Genomic DNA, 12,695 nt, shown 5'->3' with positions numbered 1-12,695 from the left:
GCCGTGTCTTTGTGATGGAGGCCCTGAGATGGGTGGGTTCGCCGTACAGCGGCTTCGGTCCCCAGACGGTGCCCCGGTGTCGTACACCGTGGTGGCCGCGGACGGGCTTCCCGTTGAGCCGGTGGAGGCGTTCCTGGCATGGATGGCATCCGCAGTTCGATATGCATGGCGGCGCAACCCGGCGTGGCTCACACTGGTCGACAAGGCGTACCCAATCGCCGACCGGCCCAATTTGAAAAGCCGTAGACCTCAGCGGAGTGATCAGTGCGTGCGACGCTCGCATTAGTGGCCTTAGCCGTATTTCTCTTAGCTATCTGGGCTGCTTTCCCGATGAGAGGCGGCGACGAGCTGGGCGGGCCTAACAGCCAGATCGGCGCGCAGTTGTCCTCTGACGGCACAGTTTTCTTGAGCGTTCGCGACATCGATCTACGCGCACGTGAGGCGACTTTCAGCGCGGATCTGCGGCTGGGGCTACCCGACGTGGACGAAGAGGCTTTCGGGACAATGAGAGTTTGGTCGGGCGCCACTGGTGTCGCCAGGTCGGGCATCACCACGCAGACGGTTTCCACTCAGATCCGCTTGCGTGACATGTACGCCGTGTTCGCGCCGCTGCCGGATTTCAAGGTGCCGCTCACGGGCTCCATGACCGCCTACCCGCACGACCGCTACTCCGCCAGATTCCAGATTGAGATCACCGTCTCCGACGGCGTCGAACTGCCACCGCTGTCCGACGGGACGAAGCGGATGTCGCAGCGGACGCTCATGCTCTTCATCTCCACCATCGAACTTGACGACAACCTGAGCGACTGGACGCTCCCGCGCCTGGGCGACAACGCGCACAGCTACTACGTGGACACCGGAGGCAAGGTCGAAGGCACCCGGCCCGACGACAACGTGGTCCACCGGCTACGTCTGGACACGGCTATCCAGGTCGACCTCACCCGCCGCCCGAACGCGCTCGCCTTCGTGTACGCCATCCTGGCGACCCCTGTCCTGCTCGTCCTCGCCCTTGCACTGCGCCGACAGAGCAAGAACACCAGTCCCTTGGAGCTGGCGGCCGCTCTGCTGGCGGTCATTTCCCTGCGTCAGGTCCTGGTTCCGTCAGATATTTCAGGCTTCACCATTCTGGATAAGGTGCTGGGGATCGAGGTGGCGTTCATCACCGTCGTGACGCTCTACGCTTACGCGCGCGAACACTGATCACAGCCTTTGAGCCTCGGTCACCAGCCGGATCAGCCGCCTCGAAGCTGTCAAGCCACCACTGCGGCGTTGGGGCCAGGTCCTCACGCAAAATGCAGGCGAAGGCGATGGCCTTGACACGCGGCACCAAGTGGCTCGTATGCTCGACGCCGTCCTCGTCGGTGTATTGGGCCGCGAACTGTCTAGCCACGGGAAGCCACCCCCTGCGACATGGGCATGTCTCTGTCGCAAACCAGCAGGTCAGCGAGGAGATCGCCAGTCAGATCGACATTACCGTGGACCATGGCCCGTACTCCGCAGGCAGATCCCGCCACGGGCAACCGGCTCGAAACCGCCACATCACGGCGTTGAACTGCAGCCGCAGGTCAGGGATCGGGCCTCGCTCACCCAAGGGCAGGTGCGGCTCGATCAAGGACCATTCCTCGTCGGTGAGGTCTCCACGCGCCATAGCAATGGCCTACCAGGACCGGAACCCACAGCGCAGGCAATCCCTCTGATCTCAACTCCGTACAGGCCCCAGGTCCAGGAAGGCCTTCCGGACTTGGACCCGGTCACGTTCATCGCCCGTGGCCTCCAGGAACAAGGCCGACGGCCATCGCAATGTAGGTATGCCAGAACACCCCGGCGTCAAGGCCCGCCTGTCGCCACGGTGTCCGTCCGCCGTACGGTGAAGTCTGGCCGTACGGTGGAGTCCGGCAGGCTTGCGGGTGATCGGTGGAGCCTGGGCTGCGGATCGGCGGCCGGTACCGGCTGCGGCGGCCTCTGGGCAGCGGCGGCTTCGGCGAGGTGTGGCAGGCCGATGACCTGCTGCGGGACCGCCCCGTCGCGATCAAGCTCCTGAACCGGACGATCATGGCCTCGCAGGCGATCGCGTTCTGGAAGTTCCGGCAGGAAGCGAGGATCGTCGTCAGGTTGGAGCATCCGGGGATCACCCAGGTCGAGGACTTCGGTGAGTACGACGGTCACTGGTATCTGGTCATGGAGTTCCTGGAGGGCCGTGACCTGGCCGCCGAGCTTGCCGACCATGCCCGTGGACTGCCGCTGGCGCGGGTGATGGCGCTGGCGGTGCAGATCGCCGACGCGCTGGTGGCCGCCCATGAGATGGGGGTGGTTCATCGGGACCTGAAACCGGCCAACCTGATGGTGCTGCCGGGCGACCGCTTGAAAATCTGCGACTTCGGCATCGCGCACGTGGCCGGAGCCTCCACGGAGCAGACCTTCACCGGGATCGTCGGCACCCCGATGTACATGGCTCCCGAGCAGTGGCTCGGCAGGAAGGTCGATCACCGTACCGATCTGTACGCGCTGGGCGGCATCCTGTACACGCTGCTGACCGGGCATCCGCCCTTCGCTGGCGGCAGAACAGAAGAGCTGATGGGGCGGCATCTGCACCTCGCGCCTCCCCGCGTCCGTAAGGCACGCCCTGACGTCTCTGCCGGGCTCGACAGGCTCATCGGCGAGCTCCTGGCCAAGAAGCCCGCCCGGCGCCCCGCCCGCACCGCTGACGTCCTCGCCCGGTTGCGGAGCAACGAACAGGCCCGGCTCTCGCCCCGGCGGACCTCATCGCCGCCCGAGCCGACGGCACTGCCTGGGATGTCCCGCCGCATGCTCCTGAGCGGAGGCGCCGTCGTAGCATCGGCGGCGAGCGTCTCATTCCTGGTCAGCCGCATGAGGGACGCCGGCACCTCCGCGAGCACACCCCGCCCCGCCACCGGCGCCAAGCCCGCCACCGCCCGCTTCCACCTCCGGTCCACGTTCCAGGGGCAGGGCGACTCCATCATGAGCAGGGCGTTCCGGCCCGACGGCGCGATCCTGGTCGTCACCACCAACGGCGCCCTCGCGAAGGTGTGGAACGCCACGACAAACGCCCTGGTCACCACCCTCGTCGGACACGATGACGACATCCGTTCCGCGGCGTTCGGCCCGGACGGTACTGTCGTGGCCACCACCGGAGCCGACGGTAGCGCGATGGTGTGGAACGCCACGACGGGCGCACTGATCACGCCACTGAAAGGGCACAAGGACGACGTCCACGTCGCGGCATTCAGCCCCGACGGCTCCATGGTGGCCACCGCCGGCGATGACCGCACGGCGAGAGTGTGGAACCCCGGGACCGGCAAGCTGATCGCCACCCTCGCCGATCACCGCGCCTTCTTCTCCTGGTCCCTGGAATTCAACCCGGACAGCTCTGTGCTGGCCACGACCAACAGCGATCAAACCGCGAAGCTGTGGAATCCCAGAACCGGCCATGTGATCGCCACCCTCTCCGGACACAAGATCGAAGTCGCGTCCGCGGTGTTCAACCTTGATGGCTCGCTGCTGGTCACCGCGAGCAGCGACCACACCGCGAAGGTGTGGAACACCAGGACCGGCGGCCTGACCACCACCCTCAAGGGGCACAAGGGCTTCGTGTACGCGGCGGTGTTCAGCCCCGACGGCTCCATGGTGGCCACCGCCAGTGTCGACCGCACGGCGAAGGTGTGGAATCCCCGGACCGGCGACCTGGCCGTCACCCTCACCGGGCACAGGGGCCAGCTCTTCTCGGCGGTGTTCAACGCCGACGGCTCCGTCCTCGTTACCGAAAGCGCCGACCGGACCGCGAAAGTCTGGCAGGAATGAGCCAGCCACGGATCCGCGGTGACGGCGCGTCGGCGTCGACACCGAGCTGATCGAGAAGCTGGGACGCGACGACTCGTGCCCATGCGGCTCCAGGCGGAGGTCTCCGAGGTGCTGCCGGCCCGATAGTGCCGCTCGGGCGCATCTGACCTGTCCAACATGCCGTACGGACCCCCAGATACTGTGCGCCAAGTAGCCGATCACACTACTTGAAGTACTTGCCGCACGACTGAGAGTCACCCGAGATAACACCAGCTTCTCCGACACGTCCGCGAACAAGTCTGCGGGCAGCTCCAACCGCCGCACCCACTGGAGCTTTTTCACCTCCGCCAGCAGGCTCTCCAGTCCCGGCGCCCCCAGGTCGGCCTTCAGCTCGGCGAAGTGGGACCGCCCGCCGCCCGACACCGCGCCCTCACCGTCCGCTCCCTCGCCCGTCTCGTCCTGGCTGCCTGCGACCAGGTCCTCCAGGCGCGAGCGCGTCGCGTGTGAGATCCGCTCCACCCTGCTGTGGCAGAACTGGGCCTCGAAGTCCTTGACGGCCTTGCCCACCAGCCGCCCGACCCGCCCCGGGGCCGGCGGCTCAATGTGGTCGTTACGACACCGGGCCACCACCGCCGCCGCCAGCCGATCCCGCGACAACTCCACCGGACACAACTCAGCGGCCAGCCACTCGGCCAGCCGCCCCTGGTCCTCCTCGGTGTTCGCCCGGAACCCGTACGCCTCCCGGATCTCCTTGCGGTGCCGCTTGATCCGGTCGCCCTGCCAGTCGTAGTCCGCCCACGCACCGACGGGAACCTTCACCTGCTGGGCCACCCACGTACTCCACTGCCGCCGCAGGCATCTCCTTGGCAGACTCCGGAAACCGGGCCTCCACCTCGAAAAACTTGAGCAACAAAGCGAAGCCCAACCGGGTCGCCCCGGACTTGTTCCGGACCTTCTTCATGTCGTCTTCGAGCAGCGTCCAGACCTCGATCAGGTCTTCCGGCTCCCAGTCCTGCCGCATCCACCCCACCCCTCGCCGTCACTCGTTCAGCTCGACGAGGCGGTCAGGGCGGGGAAACGAGGGCTATGGAAGTTACTCAGTGCTACACGCCACCTGGCGGTAGCTATACGAGAACAGGGCCTTGACAGACTCCGCTCGAGTCCAGCGGCTAACGAGCTGCTGTTACGACGGCGTGGTTGGACGCATCAGCTCCCGGCGCGGCGCGCCGTCAAACGCGGGTGGCGCACTAAGAAACGTGTCTTGAGCCCCAAACGAGCGTGATCGCGGGACGGATCGCCGGCCCCGACGCCCGTGAACGCATCGCTGACCTGCGCCGGCAGCTCACCCGGATGGGCCGCAACCGGGGCTGGACGATCACCGAGGACCTGCGCTGATCCTGGCCGCTCAGATGGACCGTCGGCGAGCGGCGGGGTCGCGCCCGGCCACGTGGTCGGCGACGGCGTCGACGCCTGGCCTGGCGTAGCGTTCCAGGGATCGGACGGAGGCGTGCCGGGATCGGGCGAGGAGGGTTGGCATGTTGGTGCCGTCCTCGGCTTCGTGAGTGAGGGCGGTGTGGCGGAGTTGGTGCAGCGTCCAGCCGCCGCGTAGTTCGAGTTCGGCTGCGTCGGCGATTCCGGGGTGTGCCAGCGGCCGGGTGAGTGCCTCGAACAGCTCGGCGGCGCGCCGGTAGGACAGCCGGGCCCGGTCGGTGATCTTGCACACGTCCGTGGTCGGGGTGCGGGCGGGAGCTGTGCGGTCGGTGAGGAAGACCGGGCCGCGAGCGCGGCCTTTGAGTCGGCGATGTCGAGGGTGAGGATCTCCTGGGCTCGGGCGCACGTCTCATACAGCATCTTCCACAGGGTCTTCTCCCGGACGCCGGCCTTGAGGTCGAACAGGGCGGCGAGCTGATCGTGGGGACAGGGCTTTAGTCCGGTCGGGCGGGGCGGGCCGTCGTTCGATCCCGCGGATCGGGTTGTCGGCGAGCAAGCCGCGCCTTAGCCACCAGCCGATGGCGGCCTTCATGATCGAAAGCTCTCGGTTGACGGTGTCGGCGTCCACCAGGCGGGCCCGCTCGACGAAGGCTCCGGCGAGGAGCTCAGCGCTCGCCGGATCGGCGAGAGCCGCGAACCACAGCGTCGGCGCCTTGGCACCGCGGCGGTCCTTACCGAGCGGCGGTTGCAGTCCGCAGGCGAGCCAAGCCCAAGTCGTCAGCGAGATGCGGTAGATCCGCTTGGATGACTCGCCGATCCCGGCCGAGCGCAGGTAGGCCTCGACCGCGTCGCCGTAGGTCTGGGGGCGAACTTGGCCGAGGGGGATCACCTCGGCGGTGCTCGCGCTCATGATCGGGATTCTTCGCTCTGCCGCAGTAAATGCGTACACCTCGACCTCGATTACCGAGCGAGGCGGTCCAGGTCAGTATGACCATGGCCATCGGCCTGCCGCAGCAAATCCGGTATTTACTGCGGTGGGTGGCCAAAGGTGCGATGGTGGGGGTGACAGCGACTTGACGTGCGACGACGCCCTCGGGTGGTGAGGCGGTGATCGCCGGGTGGCGATCAATGGCGAGGGCCGAGGGGCGCGGGCGGCCAAGGCGTGGGCGCTGATCATCGAATGCGCCGGCGGGAAGCCGGTCGCCGCTGAGCACGTGTGCCAGGCGGTGAGCGCCGCGGTGGGCGTGGACGGGGCGGCGTTGTCGCTGTCGACGGGGTTGGACAGCCAGAGCCTGGTGCACGCGACCGATGAGGTGGCCCGGCGGGTGGCCGAGCTGCAGTTCTCTTTGGGCGAGGGCCCGGGGGTGGAGGCGTGGGCGTTCGGCGGCACGTCGCTGGCCCCCGACCTGGGCTCAGCGGCGACAGCGGCCCGCTGGCCGTGGCTCGCCCCGGCCGCGGTGCAGGCCGGGGCGCGGGCGGTGTTCGCCTTCCCGTTGCAGGCCGGCGCGATCCGGCTGGGCACTTTGGATCTGTACCGAGCCCGATCCGGGCCGCTGGCAGTGGAGCAGCTGGCTGATGCGCTCACGTTCGCCGCGGCCGCGCTCGGCGTCATGCTGCACACCGCCCACCCCCGGGCGGGCCCCGCGCAGGAGGTGCAGCCCCTCGGCGCGATGCAGGAAAGCCGGGCGGAGGTCTACCAAGCCACCGGGATGATCGCGGCTCAGCTGGACGCGAGCCTGGCGGAGGCGTTCGTGCGGTTGCGCGCCCACGCTTTCACCCAGGGGGTGGGGGTGGCCGAGATCGCCCGCCTGGTCGTCAGCCGCAACCTGCGCTTCGACCCCGACGGCCTGACCGCCTCCGAGGCCGGCGACTGAACCGAACACCTGTGAACCGAACACCTGTGAACCGAACACCGTGCGCGAAAGACCTGCGCACACGCAGAGCCTGAATGTTGAGAAAAGGAAGTGAAACCATGGCGCGTGAACAGCTTCTGGCACGGGTGTTCGTCGAGCTGGCCGACACCCTGGTGGCCGACTTCGACGTGATCGAGTTCCTGCACCTGCTCACCGAACGGTGCGTGCAAGTGCTGGGAGTGGACGCGGCCGGGCTCCTGCTCACCGACCAGGCCGACCACCTGCAGCTGGTGGCCGCCTCCAGCGAGCAGTCCCGGATCCTGGAGCTGTTCCAGCTGCAGGCCGACCAGGGCCCCTGCCTGGACTGCTACGCCACCGGAACTCAGGTCGCCGTCGCCGACCTGGCCGCCGAAGCCGCGCGGTGGCCCGAATTCGCCGCAGCCGCCCACGAGCGGGGATTCGCCGCCGTGCATGCGATGCCGATGCGACTACGCGAGCAGGTCATCGGCGCCCTCAACCTGTTCAGCGCCACCCCCGGCGGCTTGGACGCCGACAGCGCGGCCCTGGGTCAGGCCTTCGCCGACGTGGCCACGATCGGGCTGCTCGGCGAGCGGGCCGCCCGGGAGCAGACGCTGCTGTCACAGCAACTGCAGATCGCGTTGAACACCCGCGTCCTGATCGAGCAGGCCAAGGGCATGCTGGCCGAGCGTAGCGGCGACTCGGTGGATGAGGCGTTCACCACGATGCGCGCCTACGCCCGCGCCAACAACCGCAAACTCACCGACGTCGCCCACGGCGTCATCAACGGCGACATCCTCCTGCCCGAACTCGCCAACACCCGCAAGGTGGCCCGCCGCCCACCGGCCTGACCGCCTACATCTGCCACCGACCGACTCTTGTGAGCGTGAGCATCCCCCGGAGCTTGAGATTCACTCGCTTGACCTGGTCGGACTAGCATCGACACCCGCAGAGTCGGGTGCAGTTGGCTAGCGCCTCTCGTGGAGCTTCCTTCAGGAGCCGCCGGTAGTGGGGCTGGGGATCTCTTCGATCAGGAGCTCGCCCAGGACGCTCCCGATGTGTTCGGCGTCGGTCCGCAGGCTTCCGCTGGCGGCCCAGCCTTGCGGATGGTCCAGTTGGCCGCTGCTCACCTCGGCGGTCATCTGCTGGTGGGATGGCATCGGCCTGCCGTCGCGCCGCCTTCAACAGCTCCCTCAGGTCCTCGGACTGCTGCGCGAGCCGTACCTGCGCCGCCACGGCCTGGGCCAGCACCCGCAGCAGGTCGGCGTAGTCACGGGCGAAGTCCTCGCTGATCTGCGGCGGGCACTCATCGTCGTCGTGTTGCTGGGCGACGTAGCCCAGCACGCCGACGATCGCATGCAGATGCACCCCGATCTGGCCCATCGCCCTCACCACCGGCGGGTGATGGCCCGGAGCGGGTTGGGCGCGCCGACGCAGGTTGTAGCGGCGGCTTTCCGCGCCGTCGGCCAGGCCAGAGTGGGCGCCGGACAGGTGCAGATCCAGCCGGTTGGCGTGCTGCTCCCAAGCGGGCTGCTGCGACAGGTCGCATCGCTGGCCCAGCCCGTCGGCGATGTCGCTCAGCAGGGCGCTCGCCTCGGTGCTCAGATGGAGCACCGCCTCATGGGGGCGGCGTCGATACAGCGGCGGCCACAGGAATATGTTGACCATGGCGCCGATGAGGGCGCCGATGAGTGCGCCGATCGCGGTGGCCACCACGTAGGCCAGCAGGTAGCGCTGCTGGGAGGCGGCACCGAAGGACAACATGAGCACCACGGTGGTGGCCACATCCGTGCCGTGGCCGCCCATCCGGCGCCACCGAGCAGCGATCAGAGCCGGTGGCACGACCAGAACCAGGCTGAGGGCGTTCAGCCCGAGCACGTAGCCGACGCTCCCGGCCAGGATGACTCCGGCGGCAACCGCGCTCACCCGGCGCACGCCGTTGGTCAGCGTCTGATACACCGTCGCATGCACCATGATCACCGCTGTGGCGGGGGCGATCCACACCGCCTCATGCGGCATCACCCGATGGGCCAGGAACCAGGCGAGCGCCGCGGCCAGCGTCGCCTTGCCGATCTGGCGCAGCTCAAAGCGCTGATGGGAGCCGCGCTCGGTCAACCCCGCCAACTGGCGGCGCAGGTAGCGAAGTTCACGCCGGATCGCCCTATCGGCCCGGCCCAGGCGATCACGCACCGCATGAGCGTCGCGGGCGGCAGGTTCCCGCTCACCGCCTGCCGCGCGCGGTGGCCTTGCGGGCCGCGTCGAGTATTGCGGGCGGATCAGGCAGCCGATGGGGAGTCGGCGGTAACGACCAGCCGGAGGCGGCACAGCGGGGAGATGACCGGGGCAGGGGCTGCGATCTGCAGGCGAAGACCGGGGTGGTGGTGCCAGCCGGTGAGCTCCAGAAGGCGCTGGGCCTGGGCTGGCACCGAGCGCAACGTCACCATGTGCCCCTCCCCAGGCCGAGCTGACACCAGGGTGCGCAGACCGCCGACGTCGATGAAGGCCAGGCCGCTCAGGTCGATGCAGATGCTGGCGCTGCCGGCCATCTCGGCCAGCGCCTGGACCAGGGTGGGTAGCGTGCACAGGTCGAGATCACCCACGATCCGCAGACCGGGCGGATCCTTGAGCGCGGTGATGCGCAGGCGCCCATTGGCAGACACGATCGCTTCCGCAACGGGCAGGATGCGAGGTCCGGTGACGGGGCCGAGGCGGGTGCTGGTCTTTTCGGTGATGCTCATGCCGACTCCTACGCGGTACAGATCAAGGGCCGCAGGGTCTGGACGGCATGCAGATGACGCACGGATGAAAGGCGATCATCGCGATGACCTCATCATCCACCCATATCTCTCGATACGGAAACGGCCGGTCACATCCCGGCATATCTGCGCCGGTGATGACCATCTGCCTGGTTATGACGACTACCGGCGGTGGGGGCAAGGAGGTGTGGTCCGTAGGACCCCACGCGAGTTGCGGCACGTGCGGTGTGCGACGCTCACCCGAGAATAGAACCCCCTCCCCTCCGTTCCGTTTGTGAGAACTGCCGAATTACCGGCTGGCCAGATATGCCGACGACTGGTGCCTGGTCGTGTCGGGTACCAGGGCTGACGCGGAGGTCCTTCGGGACGAGATCGCTGGGGTACTGTCCACGATGGGTTTACGCCTGTCGGAGGACAAGACCCTGATCACCCACATCGACGAGGGCCTCGACTTCCTCGGCTGGCACATCCAGTGCCGCCGAAAACGAGGCACCTACCGGCGCTACGTCTACACCTACCCGTCACACAAGGCCCTCACAGCCGTGACCGGCAAGGTGAAGATCCGGTGGCCTTTGTACTCCTTGACGCCGCTCCCGAGACCCTGCACCCGGCACGCGGGTGCGCGAACAGGGCGCTCGCGGAGGTTTGTGTCCGCAGTGAGCGCTGCAATGGCGCTGCTCTGGACGACGCCGCGCTCGCGGCTTTCCTGGACGAGATCGGGAAAATCCTGTGAGCCGACGCCGTGATGAGAGGGACTGGACCCGCGCTGAGACCGACGTTGCCGAGATGACGATCTGGCTGCGCAGCAACCGCGGCCGCGAGGTCAGCTACGCGACATCGCCGTCGGCGTCGGCATCAAGGACGGCGCCCGCCTGCGGCGGGCCGTCAAGGTCGCCCGCGTGGTCGCAGCCAACCGGGGCGACCGCCTGGAAAGATCCCTGCCATCGCAAAGCCTCGCCCGGCGCCGGGTCTTCGTCACCCGCTACATGCGCCAGGGCCTGGGCGATGAGTTCGGCGCCCGCGACGCGATGTCCGCCGCGCGCACCGCGATGACCGCGATGAAAGACATGCACCGCGCCACCACGTGCGAGGCCGCCAACCTCCATTCCATCGCCCGCCAGTGATCCTCTTGACGCCCTGCCGACCGGCGTCCCGTCCAGGACCTTGTCGGTGATGGTGGAGATGGTCTGCTTGGAGACCTCGGCGCCGTAGACCTCGGCCAGATGCGCGGAGATCTCGCCCGGCTACGGCAGCCTGGCCTACCGGCACATCTCCAACACCTACGTGGCCCTGTTCAGCCACTTCATCCCCTGCGGCGTCTGGGAGGCCGTCTACATCACCGAGGGGCTGCTGAAGAACGCCTCGGAGATCCACTGGCAGCGCCGCAATAGGGCCACCCGCCTGCGAACCTTCGCTGATGCATACGGCCTCGATGAGGCCGATCGGCGTCGTCTGATCCCGCTGCTGAGCCGCCGGACGCGATCCATGCACGACTTCCTGCGCGACCAAGCGGCTCGCAGCGCCCAGCCGTGGACGACCTTGTGTGTCAGCGATCACGTTATTGAGCCACGAAGGCGTGATCAACTTCGCCGATTTGAGCCGGACGGTAGCGCCTCGATCATGGAATTGAGCGAGGTCACGACGCGTGCGTGTCGTGTGGACTTGGTCAGTCCAGTCCATAATCCTTTTGGTAGTCCTTCAGGGCTCGCCGGAGGGGTCGGTCATGGCGGGGAAGGCGTTCCACGTGGTCGACATCGCAGAGATCTTGATGCATTGGCATGCAGGCTGTTCCATCAGAGAGATCGCCAACAGCCTGGGCGTGGCGCGTAACACCGGGGCCAGGTACGTGGCGGCCGGAGTGCCGTGATAGACAACCGGCGTGCAAAACATCTTGGAGTTCCCCGAGGTCCTGCGGCTGATCGAAGACCGCTCGGCCGCGTTCCGCGCCGCGATCGCGTCCGCCCCCGACCTTGACGTCCAGGTCCCGACCTGCCCGGACTGGACGCTGCGCGAACTGGCGCAGCACCTCGGCGACGGCCGCCGCCGCCAGGCCGCCATCGTCGCGGCGGGCCCGGGCGCTGAGCCCCCGGCGAGGACGGACCCGAAGGGCGCCCCGACCGCGCCCCGCGATCGCGAAGCCCTGGACGCCTGGCTCGCCGAGTCGACCGAGCTCATGCTCGACGCGATGCGCGAGGCCGGCCCGGACCGCGGCTGCTGGACCTGGTGGGGCCGCTCGCAGGCCCCGCAGACCAGCGGAGCCGTGGCCCGGCACCAGATCCAGGAGATCGCCGTCCACACCTACGACGCCCAGCTCACCCAGGGGGCCGCACAGCCGCTGCCGACGGACGTCGCGGTCGAGGGCGTCGACGAGTTCCTGACGACCGTCGCGGCGACGACCGTCCCCTGGCCGTTCAAGCCGGCGACCATCGACCTGCACACGACCGAGGGCCGCTCCTGGCGCCTGACCCTCAACGCCGACGGCGTCCGCTGCGACGACCTCGCCGCCGACGCGGAGCCGGGCGACATGGCGATGCGAGGCGCAGCGAGCGAACTGGTCCTCTACTTCTACGAGCGCGTCCCGCTCGACGGCCTGGAGTCTACCGGCGACACCGAGCCGATGGAGCAACTCGCAGACTGGGACCCGAACGCGTAAAACGCGCACTTGTGACGCATCTGTCGGTGGTGCGCGCGCTCCTGCGGGCGCCACTGGGCCCGGGGTTGCGGACATCGCGCGGCTGCGGGCAGGCTGCGGGCCTGCTGTTCAAGGGCGAAGGGCGCACCTGCGGGCGGCTCGCGCTCGACTGGGGGAAAGTGCGCGGCGTGTGCAGATTGCTGGGAC

At 68.1% G+C, this 12,695-nt stretch carries 12 protein-coding genes and 3 pseudogenes; 8 read left to right on the top strand and 7 right to left on the bottom strand.

Annotated elements, in window-relative coordinates; all coding sequences use genetic code 11:
- The first annotated feature begins 264 nt into the window (after window positions 1-264).
- Window positions 265-1,200 (top strand): hypothetical protein, encoded by a 936-nt coding sequence (locus V5E28_RS48120; protein ID WP_336217029.1) that lies wholly within the window; start codon window positions 265-267, stop codon window positions 1,198-1,200.
- Between the two features lie 259 nt (window positions 1,201-1,459).
- On the opposite strand, the gene V5E28_RS49980 is transcribed toward V5E28_RS48120, so the two are convergent.
- Complete coding sequence (locus tag V5E28_RS49980) at window positions 1,460-1,648, bottom strand: transposase (protein WP_442946007.1); 189 nt, start codon at window positions 1,646-1,648, stop codon at window positions 1,460-1,462.
- A 266-nt stretch (window positions 1,649-1,914) separates the two neighbouring features.
- Between V5E28_RS49980 and V5E28_RS48115 the strand changes: the two genes are divergently transcribed.
- Window positions 1,915-3,819, top strand: a complete 1,905-nt coding sequence (locus V5E28_RS48115; protein WP_336217028.1) for a WD40 repeat domain-containing serine/threonine protein kinase — start codon at window positions 1,915-1,917, stop codon at window positions 3,817-3,819.
- Between the two features lie 549 nt (window positions 3,820-4,368).
- On the opposite strand, the pseudogene V5E28_RS49975 reads toward V5E28_RS48115, so the two are convergent.
- From V5E28_RS49975 to V5E28_RS48105, 4 genes and pseudogenes are all read right to left on the bottom strand, one after another.
- Window positions 4,369-4,629: pseudogene (locus V5E28_RS49975) on the bottom strand (DUF4158 domain-containing protein); the annotation flags it as partial.
- A 22-nt stretch (window positions 4,630-4,651) separates the two neighbouring features.
- Window positions 4,652-4,819, bottom strand: a pseudogene (locus tag V5E28_RS49970) (DUF4158 domain-containing protein); the annotation flags it as partial.
- A 384-nt stretch (window positions 4,820-5,203) separates the two neighbouring features.
- On the bottom strand, window positions 5,204-5,521 hold the full coding sequence (locus tag V5E28_RS48110; RefSeq protein ID WP_336217027.1) for a hypothetical protein: 318 nt from the start codon (window positions 5,519-5,521) through the stop codon (window positions 5,204-5,206).
- A 117-nt stretch (window positions 5,522-5,638) separates the two neighbouring features.
- Complete coding sequence (locus V5E28_RS48105) at window positions 5,639-6,139, bottom strand: hypothetical protein (RefSeq protein WP_336217026.1); 501 nt, start codon at window positions 6,137-6,139, stop codon at window positions 5,639-5,641.
- Between the two features lie 208 nt (window positions 6,140-6,347).
- Between V5E28_RS48105 and V5E28_RS48100 the strand changes: the two genes are divergently transcribed.
- Complete coding sequence (locus V5E28_RS48100; RefSeq protein ID WP_336217025.1) at window positions 6,348-7,103, top strand: ANTAR domain-containing protein; 756 nt, start codon at window positions 6,348-6,350, stop codon at window positions 7,101-7,103.
- A gap of 98 nt (window positions 7,104-7,201) precedes the next feature.
- Window positions 7,202-7,951, top strand: coding sequence for a GAF and ANTAR domain-containing protein (locus tag V5E28_RS48095; RefSeq protein ID WP_336217024.1), 750 nt, complete (start codon window positions 7,202-7,204; stop codon window positions 7,949-7,951).
- An 82-nt stretch (window positions 7,952-8,033) separates the two neighbouring features.
- On the opposite strand, the gene V5E28_RS48090 is transcribed toward V5E28_RS48095, so the two are convergent.
- Both V5E28_RS48090 and V5E28_RS48085 read right to left on the bottom strand, forming a co-directional pair.
- The gene (locus tag V5E28_RS48090; protein WP_336217023.1) at window positions 8,034-9,215 is read right to left on the bottom strand and encodes an FUSC family protein; all 1,182 of its coding nucleotides are present in this window, start codon (window positions 9,213-9,215) and stop codon (window positions 8,034-8,036) included.
- 161 nt (window positions 9,216-9,376) lie between these two features.
- Window positions 9,377-9,838, bottom strand: coding sequence for an STAS domain-containing protein (locus V5E28_RS48085; protein ID WP_336217022.1), 462 nt, complete (start codon window positions 9,836-9,838; stop codon window positions 9,377-9,379).
- A 583-nt stretch (window positions 9,839-10,421) separates the two neighbouring features.
- Here V5E28_RS48085 and V5E28_RS48080 point away from each other — a divergent pair.
- From V5E28_RS48080 to V5E28_RS48065, 4 genes and pseudogenes are all read left to right on the top strand, one after another.
- Entirely contained in the window at window positions 10,422-10,589 is a 168-nt protein-coding gene (locus tag V5E28_RS48080; RefSeq protein WP_336217021.1) for a hypothetical protein, read from the top strand.
- Window positions 10,590-10,755: 166 nt separating this feature from the next.
- The gene (locus V5E28_RS48075) at window positions 10,756-10,980 is read left to right on the top strand and encodes a hypothetical protein (protein WP_336217020.1); all 225 of its coding nucleotides are present in this window, start codon (window positions 10,756-10,758) and stop codon (window positions 10,978-10,980) included.
- A 118-nt stretch (window positions 10,981-11,098) separates the two neighbouring features.
- A pseudogene (locus V5E28_RS48070) lies at window positions 11,099-11,227 on the top strand (Tn3 family transposase); the annotation flags it as partial.
- 508 nt (window positions 11,228-11,735) lie between these two features.
- The gene (locus V5E28_RS48065) at window positions 11,736-12,509 is read left to right on the top strand and encodes a maleylpyruvate isomerase family mycothiol-dependent enzyme (RefSeq protein WP_336217019.1); all 774 of its coding nucleotides are present in this window, start codon (window positions 11,736-11,738) and stop codon (window positions 12,507-12,509) included.
- Window positions 12,510-12,695 lie beyond the last annotated feature (186 nt).

The sequence above is a fragment of the Nonomuraea sp. LPB2021202275-12-8 genome (assembly GCF_037044575.1).
Classification (GTDB): Bacteria; Actinomycetota; Actinomycetes; order Streptosporangiales; family Streptosporangiaceae; genus Nonomuraea.
Note: the sequence above shows the minus strand (reverse complement) of the source record. Positions and strands in the feature narration are given on the sequence as shown.